Source organism: Arthrobacter sp. DMZ02-1R (assembly GCF_057747935.1).
In genome coordinates, this window is sequence record NZ_CM173230.1 from 3,737,989 (window position 1) to 3,754,514 (window position 16,526).

The 16,526-nt window shown below is 64.4% G+C and carries 15 protein-coding genes, 2 pseudogenes and 1 riboswitch; of the genes and pseudogenes, 6 read left to right on the top strand and 11 right to left on the bottom strand.

Going from position 1 to position 16,526, the window contains the following annotated elements; all coding sequences use genetic code 11:
* Window positions 1-31: 31 nt before the first annotated feature.
* The 3 genes from AC3ANQ_RS17780 to AC3ANQ_RS17790 all read right to left on the bottom strand — a co-directional run bounded on the left by AC3ANQ_RS17780 (window position 32) and on the right by AC3ANQ_RS17790 (window position 2,594).
* Window positions 32-373: a P-II family nitrogen regulator gene (locus tag AC3ANQ_RS17780; RefSeq protein ID WP_268024637.1), complete on the bottom strand. Its 342-nt coding sequence runs from the start codon at window positions 371-373 to the stop codon at window positions 32-34.
* Window positions 370-1,767: an ammonium transporter gene (locus AC3ANQ_RS17785; protein WP_488302255.1), complete on the bottom strand. Its 1,398-nt coding sequence runs from the start codon at window positions 1,765-1,767 to the stop codon at window positions 370-372. The genes AC3ANQ_RS17780 and AC3ANQ_RS17785 overlap by 4 nt, the downstream gene beginning before the upstream one ends.
* A gap of 251 nt (window positions 1,768-2,018) precedes the next feature.
* Entirely contained in the window at window positions 2,019-2,594 is a 576-nt protein-coding gene (locus AC3ANQ_RS17790) for a helix-turn-helix domain-containing protein (protein WP_488302256.1), read from the bottom strand.
* Between the two features lie 101 nt (window positions 2,595-2,695).
* Here AC3ANQ_RS17790 and AC3ANQ_RS17795 point away from each other — a divergent pair.
* Both AC3ANQ_RS17795 and AC3ANQ_RS17800 read left to right on the top strand, forming a co-directional pair.
* Window positions 2,696-3,070, top strand: a pseudogene (locus AC3ANQ_RS17795) (sodium:solute symporter family transporter); the annotation flags it as partial.
* A 116-nt stretch (window positions 3,071-3,186) separates the two neighbouring features.
* Window positions 3,187-3,307, top strand: a riboswitch (SAM riboswitch).
* A gap of 15 nt (window positions 3,308-3,322) precedes the next feature.
* Window positions 3,323-3,637, top strand: a complete 315-nt coding sequence (locus AC3ANQ_RS17800; RefSeq protein WP_488302257.1) for a hypothetical protein — start codon at window positions 3,323-3,325, stop codon at window positions 3,635-3,637.
* Between the two features lie 43 nt (window positions 3,638-3,680).
* Here the strand turns inward: AC3ANQ_RS17800 and AC3ANQ_RS17805 are convergent, their stop codons facing one another.
* Complete coding sequence (locus AC3ANQ_RS17805) at window positions 3,681-3,869, bottom strand: hypothetical protein (RefSeq protein ID WP_265980291.1); 189 nt, start codon at window positions 3,867-3,869, stop codon at window positions 3,681-3,683.
* A gap of 307 nt (window positions 3,870-4,176) precedes the next feature.
* On the opposite strand from AC3ANQ_RS17805, the gene AC3ANQ_RS17810 reads away from it, so the two are divergent.
* From AC3ANQ_RS17810 to AC3ANQ_RS17825, 4 genes and pseudogenes are all read left to right on the top strand, one after another.
* Entirely contained in the window at window positions 4,177-5,301 is a 1,125-nt protein-coding gene (locus tag AC3ANQ_RS17810) for a VIT1/CCC1 transporter family protein (RefSeq protein ID WP_488305366.1), read from the top strand.
* Window positions 5,302-5,348: 47 nt separating this feature from the next.
* Complete coding sequence (locus tag AC3ANQ_RS17815) at window positions 5,349-6,275, top strand: matrixin family metalloprotease (RefSeq protein WP_488302258.1); 927 nt, start codon at window positions 5,349-5,351, stop codon at window positions 6,273-6,275.
* 224 nt (window positions 6,276-6,499) lie between these two features.
* Window positions 6,500-6,664 (top strand): annotated as a pseudogene (locus tag AC3ANQ_RS17820) (helix-turn-helix domain-containing protein); the annotation flags it as partial.
* 44 nt (window positions 6,665-6,708) lie between these two features.
* Entirely contained in the window at window positions 6,709-7,488 is a 780-nt protein-coding gene (locus AC3ANQ_RS17825) for a type 1 glutamine amidotransferase domain-containing protein (RefSeq protein WP_488302259.1), read from the top strand.
* 109 nt (window positions 7,489-7,597) lie between these two features.
* Here AC3ANQ_RS17825 and purU read toward each other — a convergent pair whose 3' ends face one another.
* The 7 genes from purU to glyA are packed head-to-tail and all read right to left on the bottom strand — an operon-like array spanning window position 7,598 to window position 16,406.
* The gene (purU, locus tag AC3ANQ_RS17830) at window positions 7,598-8,497 is read right to left on the bottom strand and encodes a formyltetrahydrofolate deformylase (protein WP_488302260.1); all 900 of its coding nucleotides are present in this window, start codon (window positions 8,495-8,497) and stop codon (window positions 7,598-7,600) included.
* A gap of 2 nt (window positions 8,498-8,499) precedes the next feature.
* Window positions 8,500-9,891 carry an L-serine ammonia-lyase gene (locus AC3ANQ_RS17835; protein ID WP_488302261.1) on the bottom strand — a complete coding sequence of 464 codons (1,392 nt, stop codon included), beginning with the start codon at window positions 9,889-9,891 and terminating at the stop codon, window positions 8,500-8,502.
* Window positions 9,891-10,544, bottom strand: a complete 654-nt coding sequence (locus AC3ANQ_RS17840; protein ID WP_488302262.1) for a sarcosine oxidase subunit gamma — start codon at window positions 10,542-10,544, stop codon at window positions 9,891-9,893. The genes AC3ANQ_RS17835 and AC3ANQ_RS17840 overlap by 1 nt, the downstream gene beginning before the upstream one ends.
* Window positions 10,537-13,482, bottom strand: coding sequence for an FAD-dependent oxidoreductase (locus tag AC3ANQ_RS17845; protein ID WP_488302263.1), 2,946 nt, complete (start codon window positions 13,480-13,482; stop codon window positions 10,537-10,539). The genes AC3ANQ_RS17840 and AC3ANQ_RS17845 overlap by 8 nt, the downstream gene beginning before the upstream one ends.
* On the bottom strand, window positions 13,479-13,808 hold the full coding sequence (locus tag AC3ANQ_RS17850) for a sarcosine oxidase subunit delta (RefSeq protein WP_488302264.1): 330 nt from the start codon (window positions 13,806-13,808) through the stop codon (window positions 13,479-13,481). Before AC3ANQ_RS17850 ends, AC3ANQ_RS17845 begins: the two co-directional genes overlap by 4 nt.
* Before the next feature lie 25 nt (window positions 13,809-13,833).
* Window positions 13,834-15,054, bottom strand: a complete 1,221-nt coding sequence (locus tag AC3ANQ_RS17855) for a sarcosine oxidase subunit beta family protein (protein WP_078106196.1) — start codon at window positions 15,052-15,054, stop codon at window positions 13,834-13,836.
* A complete protein-coding gene (gene glyA, locus AC3ANQ_RS17860) occupies window positions 15,051-16,406 on the bottom strand; it encodes a serine hydroxymethyltransferase (protein WP_488305367.1) in 1,356 nt (451 codons plus the stop codon). The genes AC3ANQ_RS17855 and glyA overlap by 4 nt, the downstream gene beginning before the upstream one ends.
* Window positions 16,407-16,526 lie beyond the last annotated feature (120 nt).

Consider the following 16,526-nt stretch of genomic DNA (forward strand, 5'->3'; position numbering starts at 1 on the left):
GGCACCAACACTGTGTTTCCAGCGGACCGCCTTAGCTGATCGCGGAGGCCCCACGCTCCCCGGTCCGGACGCGCACCGCCTGGGATACGTCGATGGTCCAGATCTTGCCGTCCCCAAACTGACCCGTACTGGCGCCGGAAATGATGGCGTCCACGATTCCGTCCACCAGATCGTCGGTGGCCAGTACCTCCACCCGTATTTTCGGGAGGAGATCGGAGTTGTACTCCGCGCCGCGGTAAACCTCCATGTGACCCCGCTGTTGGCCGTAGCCGTTCGCTTGGCTCACCGTCATCCCGTTGACTCCGAAGCGCTCCAGGGCTTCACGGACCTCGTCGATCCTCTCCGGCCGCACTATCGCGGTAACGAGCTTCACGTCGAGGCCCTGCTACGGCTCAGCTCCGTTTCTTCGACTTTGCCTGCCGCCGGGGGCGTTTTGCCGTTCTGAGGTTCCCCGGGATTGAAGGATCCACCAACCATGGCCAGCTCGTAGGCGGTTTCTGCGTGTTCCGTGATGTCGATGCCCGTCAGTTCTTCGTGCTCTTTGACGCGCATGCCAACTGTCTTGTGGATGGCCAGGCCAATGAGCGTGGTCATGATCGCGGTCCACACGGTGACCACCAGGGCCGTCAATATTTGGGGCCAGAATTGGGTCAGGCCGCCGCCGTAGAAGAGGCCGCCTTCAGTCTTGGCCGACGGTACGGCGAAGAATCCAAGGGACAGGGTCCCCCACAGGCCACCGACAAAGTGCACGGCAACAACATCCAGCGAGTCGTCCAGGCCGATCTTGAACTTCAGCCCGATTGCTAGTGCGCAGACTGCACCCGCGATGACACCGATGACGATGGCACCAATGGGATCCACGAATCCGCACGCCGGAGTAACTGCCACCAAGCCCGCAACAGCGCCGGATGCGGCACCGAGGGACGTCGCATGGCCATCGCGGAGCCGCTCTACGAGAAGCCAGCCCAGGAGCGCGGCGCTCGTGGCCAGGAGGGTGTTTGTCCAGGCGAGCGCGGCGATTCCGTCAGCAGCCAGTTCCGAACCGGCGTTGAAGCCGAACCACCCGAACCACAGCAAGCCTGCCCCGAGCATCACGAAGGGGAGGTTGTGCGGCCGGATGTTGGGGTCCTTCATGAATCCGAGCCGTTTGCCGAGCACTACTGCAAGCATCAGCCCGGCCATGCCGGCGTTCATATGCACTACTGTGCCACCGGCAAAGTCAAGGGCTGAGATCTTGCTTCCAATGATCCCGGTGGATCCGAAGAGGCCGCCACCCCAAACCCAGTGGGCAATGGGCGCGTAGACGAGGGTGACCCAGAGGCCGGCAAACAGCAGCCATGGGCCGAACCTGACGCGTTCAGCCACCGCGCCACTGATCAGGGCGACCGTGATAATGGCGAAGGTCGCTTGGAATCCGATGAAGACCATGTCCGGCAGCCCCGGGGCTTTCCCGCCGATGACGCTGGTCAAACCGCTGAGTCCGAAGTTCGCGAAGGGGTCTCCGATGAAGCCGCCCAGGGTATCCGGGCCGAATGCCAGTCCGTAACCCCACAGGGCCCAGACCACCGCGACCACGCCAATGGCGCCAAAGCTCATCATCATGATGTTGAGGACGGACTTCATCCTGACCAAGCCGCCGTAGAAGAACGCCAAACCTGGCGTCATGAGAAGGACGAGGGCGGAAGCTGCAAGCATCCAGGCTGTTGCGCCGGGATCCAGGGTCTGGGGGCTCACATCCAGCCCTACGCTAAAGAATGCTGAGTTCATTTCGGGAGCCTTCCTGCATATACGGCGCTCCATGGCGCCCGCACGGCGAGACCATTTTAAAAACGAACAGGTCTTGGTACCTCACGAGGTACCGACCTTGACGAGTTGCGTTGACTCGAAGGTACAGCCGCCCTGTTTCGGTATTCGGCACGAATTATTTCAAGCACGTAACGCAGAAAGTCCATGGGTTAAATTCTGAAGTCAGCCAGGTTTCCGGCTTGTTACGCTCCGCGCGTCGCAAGGCGCCAGCATCAGCGACTGGCTGCCGGCACCAGTATCCAGAGCACCTCAACGGGCTCGTCCGTGGGGTTGACCCAGGTGTGGGGCTCGCGGCCCGGGAAGGACAAGGTGTCCCCCTCCTCGAGCTCGTACTCCTCATTGGTGAGGATCAGCTTGATGCGTCCCTTGACCACGTGCAGGACATCGACGTCGCAATCAACGGCGTAAAGCTCGGCTTCTCCGCGGCCCCGGGGTTCGATGGTCGCCTGCAGAATCTGCAGCCGCCGCTCTGAGCGGGCGGTCAGGAGCCGCTCCACGATCCCCTGCCCGCCGAGCGAAATCCGCGGACCATCGTCCCGCCGGGTCAAGTGCGTTTCGGGGGCGGCAAAAAGCTCGCCAATTGATACTGAAAGGACTTGGCAAAGCGTCACAAGGGAAGCAACCGACGGCGATGTCAGGTCCCGCTCGACGCGGCTCAGGAAACCCTTGGTCAGACCGGTGGCATCCGCCACCTGTTCTATGGTGAGCCGCTGCGATTGGCGGGCGGCACGGATTCTGGAACCGATGGCAACGGGGACATTGCTTGGTTCAACGGGGAGAGCCTTCATTCACGAACCTTTCAGGCCGTTGCTACGGCCCTATCATTGCAGCAATAGTAGCCGGATCGCTGGCATGGCGGGCCTTTTGGGACGCCGGAGCGTCTCGTAGGGCCGGCGCCCTGATCGGCCTTGCCGCCCGCGTGGCACTGCCCAACATCGACGTCAAGGCACTTGGCAAGGACGTCGTCTACGCCGAGGTGGCAACGCACATCCTGCCGATCGGCATCGGCGGCCTGGTCATGGCCGCAGCGGTCGCCGCCATGATGTCCACCGCCTCCGGTGCCCTCATTGCCGCAGCCACGGTGGCCCGCGCTGACGTTGTCCCGTTCGTGGCCAGCTGGTTCGGCAAAACGATCAACACCGACGACACCGAAAACCCCGAGCACGACGTCAAGGCCAACCGCTACTGGGTCCTTGGCCTGGGCATCGTGGGAGTGTTGATCTCGATGGCGGCGCAAGACGTCGTGGTGGCCTTGACCATCGCCTAGATTACGACGGCGGCGCCGCACCTTCTCGTTCGAGAGGCTGCGGCGCCGCGGCCGTGTCCGGGGGGCTTGAACACAGAGGCACAGGGGCGGGCCTGCCTGTACAGTAGGAAGAGCTTCAAGAGATGTGGCGCCAAGCTCCGACTTGCCATACGCCAACCCCATGTTCACGGGTGGTTCGGATGAAGAAGCGGCCCGACCCCGGACCAGAGACAACCGAGCGGGCAAGAGCAACTCCACCAGGAGAAGGCAATGCCTTTGGAAACCGGCGCTACCGCCAGCCACACCACGCAGCTAAGCACCGCACCCGCGCCCCGCGCCAGGCGGGTTGACGAGTTTGTCCGGGTGATTCCCGGCGTCGACCTCTCCCAGGGTTCCATCACGTTCGTGGTGAACGGCCGGCTGGAACGCCTTTGGCATCACGAGCCGCGGCTCATCACCCAAGCCCTCTCGCAAGCAGTCCAGCCTGCCCGGTGGTTCCCGGCCACACGGAAGCTCACGCTGACGGTGGCCGCAACCGGGCACCGGGCGGGCGTGGAACGTCACTTCATCCTGAGCGCGTTTTAGCCACCCAGATTCAGCGAGTCGGGGCTATTCGACGCTGCCGAGGCTATTCGATCTCTCCAACCTCACGGTGTTCGTCGACGTCGAGCGGAACCGGCCGTTCGTCGTCGTCGAGGACCTCGGATTGTTCTTCCCAGTCCTCGTCCACCTCCAGGTCCTCGTTGTAGTCGTAGGCGGGATCGGCCTCGACCGTGGGACGGTCGGGGTGGCGGGCGTGGGTCTCGGTGCTGTCCATGGTGCAACCTCCGTTCGACGTGCCGCTGAGCCCATCGCCAGGCGGATCAGGCAGCCGGTCACCACGCCACCGAAGCCAATTCGTGGACCCTGTCCATCCATCCCAGCACTGCCCCATCCGGTGGTCAAGGCTTAGCGGGAGCCTCCCCGTTTTTGAGGCATACCTAAAACGTCGAGTAAGGATTACCAGCCGAAAAGCCGCGGAAATTGGCGATAAAGTGGACGTGCAATGAGGCGATGAAGCCCGCCCCAGCAACCCAGGAGTCCCGGTGCACCCGCACGCAAAAACCCCGCAATCAGACAGTCCGTTGGACTCAAGCAGTCCATCTCAAGACGCAGCAGCCACCAGGACTCCCCCATCGTCGTCGGACCTCAAGCGCTGGCGGCAGTACTTGGCCGACGAACGCGCCGAGGCCGCCGTGTACCGCGAACTGGCGCAGCGCCGCGATGGTGAGGAACGCGAGATCCTTCTGGCCCTCGCAGAGGCCGAAGGCCGCCATGAGGCACACTGGCTCAAGCTCCTCGGCGAACACGCTGGCATGCCGAAGGCAGCCTCCATCCGTAGCCAGTTGCTTGGCTTCCTGGCGCGGAATTTCGGTTCGGTGTTCGTCCTGGCCCTCGCGCAAAGGGCGGAAGGCCGCTCCCCTTATGCGAAGGATCCCGCCGCGACCCGGGCCATGGCGGCCGACGAACAAATTCACGAAGAAGTTGTCCGCGGCCTGGCGACGCGCGGCCGCAACAGGTTGTCCGGCACCTTTCGCGCCGCGGTATTCGGTGCCAACGACGGCCTGGTCAGCAACCTTTCCCTCGTGATGGGCATGGCCGCCACCGGCGTGCCCGCAACCGTGGTCCTCTTCAGCGGCATCGCCGGCCTGCTGGCAGGCGCACTGTCCATGGGAGCCGGCGAATATGTCTCGGTCCGCTCGCAACTGGAGCTCCTCAAGGCCACCCGCCCCACCCAGGCCACGCTGACCGCAGCCCCGTCCCTGGACATCGAACACAATGAACTGGTCCTGGTGTACCTGGCCCGGGGCATGTCCCACGAAGCCGCCGAACACCGCGCCGCCGAACGCATGGGCCTCTACAGCTGCGATTGCGATCCCAGCCTCTCGCTCCATCCCGAAGTGGAAGAAACCGTGAACGAGCACGAAGCGATCGGCTCCGCCTGGGGCGCCGCCATCTCCAGCTTCTGCTTCTTCGCCTCGGGCGCCATTGTGCCGATCCTGCCGTTCATCTTCGGCATGACAGGCTTCGCTGCGCTCGCTGTGGCCGGTACGCTGGTGGGCATCGCGCTTCTGTCGACTGGCGCCGTCGTCGGCCTGTTGTCCGGAACCTCGCCGCTGACCCGCGGCCTCCGGCAGTTCGCCATCGGACTCGGCGCGGCCGCGGCCACGTATGGGCTGGGACTCGTCTTCGGCGCTGTCATCCGTTAGTGGCATCGGCCCGCTTGGGGCTCGGGAATCAGGGACTTGGGGGAGACTTGCATTCGAACTACGGGTACGACGGCGGTCCGCCATCTCCGCAGCGGCGGCCCAGTACCGCCGTCGCACTGTTCCGAAACCTGATGGTCGTGGCGATCGTCGCGGCCGTAGCAGTGCTTGTGAGTGGTTTCCTCCGGGGCGACCCCCGGATCAGTGGCCTGCTTCCGAACCTGGGTCCTTCGGCCCAGGCCCCAAGCCACAACTCCTCCCAGGGCGCAGATTCCGGGCAAGGGGCGCAAAAAGCCGCGCGTGCCCCGGACACCCCGCCGCCCGGCCTGGAGGAAGCCGGCCACGCGCTCGGCTCCCCCGCCAAGCCAGCCGTGGCAAGCAACTCCTACAAATTCTTGGCCACCAACGCCGACGGCACACCCGTGGGCTACTCACCGTGCCGTCCCCTGCACTACGTGGTCAATGCGGCCCTGGCCCCTGCCGGCTCCGAGGGGCTCATCGCCGACGCCATTGCGAAAATCTCTGGAGCCACGGGCCTCAAATTCGTCAACGACGGAGCCAGCACTGAAAACCCCTCAGAAAAGCGCAAGCCATACCAACCGGCCCTCTACGGAGATCGTTGGGCACCGCTGCTGATTTCGTGGACCACCCCCGCGGCCGCCCCGGCATTGGCTGGATCCGTTATCGGCACCGGCGGCAGCACCATGTACAGCTTCGGCTCCGGCCCCAAGAGCTATGTGACGGGAAGCCTGGACTTGGACGCCCGGCAAATCAAGGAACTGCTGGGCGTCCCCGGTGGCGCCCGCTACGTCTCAGCGGTGGTGCAACATGAACTGGGCCACGTGGTTGGCCTTGACCACGTGGAGGATCCGATCCAGCTCATGTACCCGGAGATCGGCGCCCCGGATGGCTTGGCGGCCGGAGACCTGAACGGCCTTTACAAACTCGCATCCGCACCCTGCCGGAGCGACCTCTAGCCCCGTTCAGCCTCGGCCCTGCCCAATAGCCCTGCCCAGACCAACCCCCACCGGACATGCCCAACGTTCAGCCCCAGCAGTGGACATTTAAGTACTATGTTCACTCCTCCTGGCCAAGGCTGGGCATGCTCCTGGTTGTTTGAGTGGATTCCGGGCTAGTTCAGGGCACCTCCAGCAGCTTGGACCAACCCCAGGGTTTCCCGCCAGCAGTCCGGTAGTTGCCAAATACGGCACAGGCGGCAAGGGAACTGAACTTGGAACGGCAGTCGATGCACCACCGGCTCCAACGGATCTTCGAGTTGTGCGGCGGAGACCCGCGCGGAACGGGACGGCTGGCGGCCCTTCATCTGGCAACCCGCTTCGCCGGCTTTAGGCCCACAAGAGCCTGAATTTGGGCTAGGCGTAGGCTGGAATGTGGACGATAGGAGCACACATGAAGAAGATCCTCATGGTATTGACCAGCGTTTCCGAGATCGGCGATACGGGAAAGAAGACCGGCTACAACATAGCCGAGGCTGCACATCCTTGGAAGGTCTTCAAGGATTCCGGGCACTTCGTCGACTTCGCGTCCATCCGGGGCGGCCAGCCCCCGCACGATGAGGTGGACTCGAAAGATCCCATCCAGGTTGCCTTCACTGAGGACGAGGCCACACGCGCCGGACTCTACAACACTGCCCGCGTCGAAGTCGTTGATCCCGGCCAGTACGACGCCGTCTTCCTCGTGGGAGGCCACGGCGCCATGTGGGACTTCCCGGACAGCGAAGGCTTACAGAACCTGGTGGCCAGCGTCTACGATGCGGGCGGTGTGGTGGGCGCGGTCTGCCACGGACCGGCGGGCTTGGTGAACGTGGACCTGGCCGACGGGTTCCGGCTGGTCGGGGGCCGGGAGGTGGCCGCCTTCACCAACGACGAGGAAGTTGCCGCTGGGATGGATAAGGTCATCCCGTTCTTCCTGGCGGACCGGCTTAAGGAACAGGGCGCCATCCACGTCTTCGCCGAGGTCTTCGAGGAGAAGGTCGCGGTCGCCGAACGGTTGGTGACCGGCCAGAACCCGGCTTCCGCCGCCGGCGTGGCCAAGGAGATGGAGAAGCTCCTCGCGGAGGTCATCCACCAGGAAAAGGCCGAAGAGCAGCACGAGGCGGAGGCCCTGCGTGCAGAGAAGGACGCCAAGAAGGACGCCAAGAAGGCGGCTGCGGCTGGCACTGACCACTAACGCCCGCAGCGCATTGAAACTGGCGGCCGCCCCTACGAAGGGGCAGCCGCGGCGCTTGGACGGCCCACCCGTTGGTGGGCCGTTCAAGCCTACTTGGGCCGTCCAATCCCTACTTGAGCACCACGGTCCTGCTGCCTTGCAGGATCACACGGCCTTCGCAGTGCCAACGCACTGCGTTGCTGAGTGCTTTGCACTCGGTGTCGCGACCGGCTGCGACCAGGTCATCCGGACCAAAGGTGTGGTCCACTTCCACCACTTGCTGCGCAATGATCGGCCCCTCGTCCAGCTCACCGTTGACGTAGTGCGCGGTGGCACCTACGGTCTTGACGCCTCGCGCGTAGGCCTGGTGGTAGGGCTTCGCGCCCTTGAAGCTGGGCAGGAACGAATGGTGGATGTTGATGGCTCGGCCGTCGAGCCGGCGGGCAAGATCGTCGCTGAGGACCTGCATGTAGCGTGCCAGGACCACCAGTTCGACGTCCAGGCGATCGATGAGATCGAGGAGCTGTCCCTCGGCCGCCGCCTTGGTGTTCGGGGTGACGGGTACGTGGAAGAACGGAATGCCATGCCATTCGACGGTCCGCCTGTGGTCCGGATGGTTGGAGACTACCCCGACAATGTCGATGGGCAGTTCCCCGATGCGTGCCCGGAACAGGAGGTCATTGAGGCAGTGCTCGAACTTGGAGACCATGATCAGCACCCGGCGCTTGGCCCCGTGGCGTTGCAGCTGCCAGCGCATGCCGAACTTTTCGGCAACAGGCGCGAAGGATTCCCTCAGCGAGTCAATCGTTGACTGGTCCCCGTCCGATGCGAAGTGGATCCGCATGAAGAAGTGGTGATCCAGCTGGGAGTCGAATTGCTTGTTGTCGATGATGTCGCAGCCGTGTTCCAGGAGGAAGCCCGAGACAGCGTGCACGATCCCCCGCGTTTCCGGGCAATCGAGCGTAAGGACATGCTCAACGGTGGTAGCCGGCAGCGCCGACGGGGCGGGTTCATTCTGTGTGACAGTCATGGCTAGCACTCCACTACGTTGACGGCGAGGCCTCCGCGGGAGGTCTCCTTGTACTTGCTTTTCATGTCCGCTCCTGTCTCTCGCATGGTCTTGATGGCTTTATCAAGGGATACTTTGTGGCTGCCGTCGCCGTGCAGGGCAAGGCGGGCGGCGTTGATGGCCTTCACGCTGGCGATGGCGTTGCGTTCGATGCACGGAATCTGCACCAGCCCGCCTACGGGATCGCACGTGAGGCCGAGATTGTGTTCAATACCCACTTCTGCGGCATTCTCCACTTGCTCGGGGGTACCCCCGAGAACTTCGCACAGGCCTGCGGCTGCCATCGAACACGCAGAGCCCACCTCGCCCTGGCAGCCGACTTCGGCTCCGGAAATGGACGCGTTGATTTTGAACAGGATCCCGACGGCGGCCGCCGCGAGCAGGAAGCGGACCACGCCGTCGTCGTCGGCTCCTTGCACGAACTTCGCGTAGTAGTGCAGCACCGCCGGCACAATGCCGGCCGCTCCGTTGGTGGGCGCCGTGACAATGCGGCCGCCTGCGGCGTTTTCCTCGTTCACTGCAAGCGCGAACAGGTTCACCCATTCCATGGCAAGCAGCGGATCCGCCGAGCTTGAACCCTGCAATCCGGCGTCCGTGGCGGCAAGCGTCTTGAACAGCGACGGCGCCCGTCGCCTGACGTTCAAGCCTCCCGGTAGGATTCCTTCCGCAGCGCAGCCGTTGTCCACGCACTCGCGCATCACCGCCCAGATCTGCAGCAGGCGCTCGCGAAGTTCGGCCTCGCTGCGCCACACGAGCTCGTTGGCGAGCATGACGTCGGAAATGGACATGTCCTCACGTGCACAGATGGCCAGGAGTTCGTCCGCCGTCGTGAATGGATAGGGCAGCACGGTGCTGTCAGCGACTACTTTGTCGCTTCCGGACGCATCACCGTCCACCACGAAACCGCCGCCGATCGAGTAGTAGCTGCGTTCGCGCAGCACTTCGCCGGTGTGGTCGAAGGCCCTGAAGGTCATGCCGTTTGGGTGTGCTGGCAGGGATTTGCGTCGGTGCAGGACCACGTCATCGTCCCAGTTGAAGTCCACGCGGTGGTGTCCGGCTATCCGCAATTCGGCATCAAGGGCGGCAGCGGCTACCTGGTCTTCGGCAGTGGTTGTGTCCACCGTCTCCGGCGCCTGGCCCTGAAGTCCCAGGACCACGGCCTTGTCCGAGCCGTGGCCACGGCCGGTGGCGCCCAGCGAGCCGAAAAGCTCTGCCTGGACGCGCACCGTTGCCGCGAGTTGCCCGGAGGATTCCAGGCCATCCGTGAACTGTTTTGCCGCCCGCATCGGGCCGACCGTGTGCGAAGACGACGGCCCGATGCCAATGGAAAACAGGTCAAGCACGCTCAGTGCCATCAGGGGACCTCAGGAGAGGCGAATTCCCTCATGCCGTCGAGCAGCCAGCGGCCCAGGAAGTCGGCGAACGAAGCCCGCGGGAAGATCCGGAAGCTCTCCTCGCCGGTCTTCTGCAGGATCGCCGGGATGTTGCCGATTTCCGTGGCCAGGGCCGTTCCAGTGCGGAACGTGCGGGGGTGCAGGTCCAGCGAACAGCCTTTTTCAAGGACGTCCCGGGCACGGATGCCGGAAAGCTCGAAGGTGGTGCGGTTGGCGGACAAGTCCACCACCTGACCGGCGTCGTCGCCCAGGGCCTCAACCAGTGCCCGGATAAGGTCTCCGCCCAGGGAATCGTGGGCCGATTCCGGTGCGACCACCAGGAATTCTTCCGGGCCCAGCCACAGGGTGGTAGCCCTTTCACTCCCACTGATCTCGCCGCATGCGGCCGGCAGGCCGCCGGTCACGGACGCGAGGCGGGCTCCGGCGTCGGAATCCCTATCAACCCGGATCCCCACCATGGTCTGGAACGGGATCTCCTTCAGTGTCACGGTTCCGGCCACGGAACCGGACTCGAAGGTCGGTGCCAGATGCGACGCCGGGCTGCGGCGTGCGGCACGGAGCGTCTCGGGGTTTGCGGGCTTTGCGGTTTCTGCTGGTGTTGCTGTTTCAGCCATCTTTACGGGTCCCTTCAGCGTCGAAAAGTACGGTTTCTCCCACAACAACGTCCAACAACTGGTCGCCGACGGAGGCCACCAAGGTCTCGCCGATCCGGTTGCGGCCGTTGGTGATCAGTGCCAGGCCGAAAGACCGGCCCAAGGCGGCACTGTGGTAGCTCGAGGTCACGAAACCCTGCATCGGCACGGGGCCGTATGCCGGGTTGACCGGAATTCCCTTTTCCACGAGCTGGGTACCTTCCGGAAGACGGAACGAGCCGTCCACCGGCAGGACGCTGACCAGGTGCTTACGGTCAGTGCGGACTGCGTCCTCGCGGCTGTATGAGCGCTTGCCGATAAAGTCCTTCGCCTTGGAAACGATCCACTCCATCCCCGCGTCCTGCGGGGTGACGGTGCCATCCGTGTCCTGCCCGACGATCGGGTAGCCCTTCTCGGCTCGCAGTACGTGCATGGTCTCTGTGCCGTACGGAGTGATGTTGAACTCGGCCCCCGCGGCAGCAACGGCTTCCCAGGTGTTGAGCCCGTACCAGGACGGAACGTTGATTTCGTAGGCAAGCTCACCCGAGAACGAAATCCGGCAAACGCGTGCCTGCACCCCGGAGGCCAGCATGGTCTCGCGGAACGTCATGAACGGGAACGCGTCGGCGTCCAGCCCGCCGTCGGCGGCCAGTTGCGGGGCGACTTTGGCGATCACGGCACGGGATTTGGGCCCGACGACGGCAATCGTCGTCCACTGTTCAGTCACCGAAGTGCACACAACGTCCAGTTCCGGCCACTCGGTCTGGTGCCATTCCTCGAGCCAGTCGAGGACCTTGGCAGCACCGCCGGTGGTGGTGGTCATAAAGTAGCGGCCCTCGTCGAGGCGCAGGGTGACGCCGTCGTCGAAGATCATGCCGTCCGGGGTGCACATCACGCCGTAGCGGGCAGAGCCGGGGGCAAGCTTCTTGAACGCATTGGTGTAGATGCGGTTCAGGAACTCGCCGGCATCCTTGCCACGGATCTCGATCTTGCCCAGCGTGGTGGCGTCCATGAAGCCCACGGACTCCCGGACTGCGGCGCATTCACGGAGCACGGCGGCGTCCAGATCCTCGCCCGCTTGCGGGTAGTACCAAGGGCGCTTCCACTGGCCGACGTCCTCGAAGAGCGCTCCCTGGGCAACATGCCACGGGTGGATGGAAGTCACCCGTGCGGGGTCGAACAGCTCGCCCCGCTGGCGTCCGGCCAACGCTGCGAAGGCCACCGGCGTAAACGGCGCCCGGTACGTCGTGGTCCCGATGTCACCGATACCACGAGACGCCTCGCCGGCCTGCTTGAGGGCTGCGGCGATGACGCCGATGGCGTTGACGCCGGACGTCTTGCCTTGGTCGTTGGCGGTGCTGATGGAGGTGTAACGCTTGATGTGTTCCACCGAGCGCATACCGGCCCCCGTGGAACGGAGCACGTCAGCCACGGACTGGTCGCGCTGGAAGTCAACGAAGTGGTGGTGCCAGTCCCCCGCGTTTCCGGTCTGGCCTGGTACCAGCCACAACTGGCGGGTGGGGGCGGAGGCGACGGGCGCTTTCGCCTCGGCGGGAACCGTCTGGGTGCTGAACCCCGCGGCGATGGCGGCCGCGGCACCGGCGGAGATGCCTTCGCCGAGGCAATCTCCGAGTTCGTGGCTTCCGCGTCCGGATCCGACAACGTGCTGGTCCTTGACCGCGCTGCTCGGCACAAAGCCGGCCAGCTCGTCGTCCCAGCGCAGCTTGCCCTGGCGCTGGCTGTGGAGGTGGACCACAGGGCTCCAGCCCCCGGAAACCGCCAGCAGATCGCAAGCGAGCCGTTCGACGCCCGAGGTGACTTCGCCGTCGTCGTTGAGGCTGCGGATGGTGACGCCGTCGATCCTGCCGTCTTCCCCCTGACCGGAGGTATCCGCGACGGCGCTGCCAACGAGCACACGGATACCGCTTTCGACGGCGGCAGCCGCCTTGTCGCTGAGCTTCGGACGGGCGTCGACGACGGCGGCGACCTTGACGCCGGCGGCCAGCAGATCCGCGGCCAGCAGGTAGGCCGAATCGTTCGTCGTGCCGATGACTACCCGCCGTCCAGCAGCGACTGCGTAGCGGTTGAGGTAGCTCCGGACCGCCGAGGCCAGCATGATGCCGGGCCGGTCGTTGTTTTCGAAGACAAGCGGTCGCTCATGGGCGCCGGGCGCCAGGACCACCTGCTTGGCACGGATGTGCCAAATACGCTGGCGGGAGACGCCGTCCGCGGCCGGGCTGCCGAGGTGGTCCGTACGGTTCTGTGCCGCGATCAGGTAGTTCGCGTCATAGGAGCCGAACGCCGTGGTGCGGTTGAGGACGGTGCATTCGGCGGCGGAAACGAGCTCGGCCTCCACGTCCGCGATCCATTCCAGGGCGGGTTTGCCCTCGATCACCTCTGCGAGTTCCGGGGCGGTGGAGCCGGAAAGCAGCGAGCCGCCGAGTTCGGGCTGGTCGTCGATCAGGATGACCCGGGCGCCGGTGCGGACCGCCTCACGGGCCGCCGCAAGGCCGGAAACGCCGCCGCCAACCACCAGGACGTCGGTGTGGACGTATTTCTTGTCGTACTCGGCGCGGTCCTCGTTGGGATCGAGCTTGCCGAGACCGTTCAGGAGCTCAACACTGAGCCCGTCCACAAGGGACACGGTGGTCGCGGGAAGCATCGACTCGGCAACATGGCCCGGGAAGCGGGCAGCCACCTTGACCAGGGCATTGGATTCTTCCACCCCGGCGGACATGATGCCGCGTGGGCGGCCCTCGTAGAGGGAGTTGCCAACGCTGATGCGGCCGTTGGCCAGGAGTGCCGAGGCAACGGTGTCTCCGGGGTGCCCGGCGTATTCCTGGCCGTCCACCGTGAACCGCCAAGAGATGCTGCGGTCGATGCGGCCGCCGGTGGAGAGGCGGGCGTTCTGCGGGGTCACTTCGTGGCTCCTTCCGGAGTGGTGGCTGCTGACGTGTTCACATCGGCGCGTTTCACGTCAGGGCGCGGTTCGCCCATTTTGTAGATGGCCTGGATGTCGTAGCTGACGGTGTCACGGAGCATGTTGAACCATTGGCGGCAACCGGTGCTGTGCACCCAGCGCTCGGCGAAGGCGCCCTTTGTGTTGTCGCGGTAGAACAAGTATTCGGCCCATTGGCGGTCCGTCAGGGCGTCCGGGTTTTCCGGATAGGCCACGTGGGCCTGGCCGCCGTAGTGGAATTCTGTTTCGTCTCGTGGCCCGCAATTGGGGCAGCTGATGAGCAGCATGGTTGGTCTCCTAAAAGGGCTGCGGCTAATGGGCGACGGCGGCGGCGCCGTGTTCATCGATCAGGGCACCGGTCTCGAAGCGTTCCAGCGAGAAGGGCTTGTTGAGCTCGTGCGGAGTGCCGGTGGCGATGGTGTGGGCGAAGGTCAGGCCGGCAGCGGGTGTGCCCTTGAAGCCACCCGTTCCCCAACCGCAGTTGACGAACATGTTCTCTACCGGCGAGAGTCCCACGATCGGCGAGGCATCCATGGTGGTGTCCACTATTCCGCCCCAGGTCCGCAGCACGTGGGCCCGGGCAAAGATCGGGAAGAGTTCGACGGCGGCAGCCATCTGGTGCTCGATCACATGGAAGGAGCCGCGCTGGCCGTAGCCGTTGTAGGAGTCGACGCCGGCGCCCATGACCAGTTCGCCCTTGTGGGCCTGTGAAACGTAGACGTGCACGTGGTTGGACATGACCACGGTCGGGTGGACGGGTTCGTGCAGTTCGGACACCAACGCCTGGAGGGGATGGGACTGGATCGGGAGGCGGAAGCCGGCCATTTCGGCGAGGACGGAGCTGTGGCCGGCGGCGGCAAGGCCAACTTTTTCGGTGTGGATGGTGCCTTGGTTGGTCTTGACGCCCACCACGCGGTTGCCGTCCTTGAGGAAGCCTGTCACTTCGCAGTTCTGGATGATATCGACACCCAGTTCGTCGCACTTCCGGGCGAAGGCCCAGGCAACGTGGTCGTGCTTGGCGATGCCGGCCCGGGGCTGGTATGTGGCACCCATGACCGGGTAGCGGATATTGTCACTGATGTTCAGGATGGGGCAAAGTTCCTTGACCTGCTGCGGATCCAGCCATTCGGCGTCGACTCCGTTGAGCTTGTTCGCCCCGACGCGGCGGACGCTTTCGCGGACGTCGCCCAGCGTGTGGGCGAGGTTCATCACGCCGCGCTGGCTGAAGAGGAAGTCGTATTCAAGTTCCTCGGGCAGGATCTCCCAGAGCTTCAGCGCGTGCTCGTAGATGGCTGCGCTCTCGTCCCAAAGGTAGTTGGAACGGATGATGGTGGTATTCCTGGCCATGTTGCCGCCGGCGAGCCAACCTTTTTCCAGGACGGCGATGTTGGTCATTCCGTGGTTCTTGGCCAGGAAGTACGCAGTGGCGAGGCCGTGGCCTCCACCGCCCACGATCACGGCGTCGTAGGAAGCTTTGGGCTCCGGGTTCCGCCACAGGAAATCCGGGTGTTCGGGGAGTTGGTCTGCGCTCACTGGGCTGCTCCAATCATTTCTGCCTCACGTTCGGTGGCCGCGGCGTCGTTGCCACTGCCTTCCTGCGAAGGGTGGGGGTAAAGGGGGAATTGTTCGGCGAGCGCGGTCACCCTCGCACGGAGTTCGACGGCGGTGTGGTCGCCCAGGGTACCGCTGCTTGCTGCGGCGATCAGCGCCGTCGCAATGATGTCCGCGACCTCCACGAATTCCTTGGCCCCGAAGCCGCGGGCGCCGAGTGCCGGGGTTCCGATACGGAGTCCGGAGGAGACCATCGGCGGGCGGGGGTCGAACGGGACCGCGTTGCGGTTCACGGTGATGCCGATGCGGTGCAACGTGTCCTCAGCCTGCTGTCCGTCCAGTTCCGAGTGGCGCAGGTCAACGAGGACCAGGTGGACGTCGGTGCCTCCGCTGACCACAGAGATCCCTGCTGCGGCCACGTCTTCCTTCAGGAGCCGTTCGGCAAGGAGCTTGGCGCCTTCCAGCACCCGTAGCTGGCGTTCCTGGAATTCAGGCTCTGCCGCCATCTTGAACGCCACAGCCTTGGCCGCGATCACGTGCTCCAGTGGGCCGCCCTGCTGGCCGGGGAAGACCGCGCTGTTGATCTTGCGTGCGTATTGTTCCTTCGACAGGATCACGCCGCCGCGCGGGCCGCCGAGGGTCTTGTGGGTTGTGGTGGTCACGACGTCGGCGTAAGGCACGGGGTTGGGGTGCAGGCCGGCCGCGACGAGGCCGGCGAAGTGTGCCATGTCCACCATGAGGTAGGCGTCCACAAGGTCCGCGATGCGGCGGAATTCGGCGAAATCAAGGTGCCGCGAATACGCCGACCAGCCTGCAACGATCAGCTTCGGACGGTGTTCCAGGGCCAGGGCTTCGACCTCCGCCATGTCCACCCGGAGGTCGGATTCGCAGACGTGGTACGGGATGACGTTGTACAGCTTGCCCGAGAAGTTGATCCTCATGCCGTGGGTCAGGTGCCCGCCGTGTGCGAGGTCGAGGCCCATGATGGTGTCCCCGGGCTCAAGGAGCGCGAACATGGCTGCCGCATTGGCCTGGGCGCCGGAGTGCGGCTGGACATTTGCTGCCTCAGCGCCGAAGAGGGCCTTCACCCGGTCGATTGCCAACTGCTCAATGACGTCCACATGCTCGCAGCCACCGTAGTACCGCTTGCCTGGGTAGCCCTCGGCGTACTTGTTGGTCAGGACCGAGCCCTGGGCCTCCATGACGGCGGCAGGGGCGAAGTTTTCGGAGGCGATCATTTCCAGCGTGGACTGCTGCCGGATGAGTTCTTGGGCGATCGCCTGTTCAACCTCCGGGTCCGCCTGGGCGAGCGGGCGGATCAGCGGTTCAACCATCATGTTCTCCTTTTGAAATACTTATGTTTACCGACTAATAAGCAACTGATATATTAGAACTGTTGCCATAGTATGTTGGAGATCACACAACCGTCAACAGCCCGGCAGCAACTGATCCGC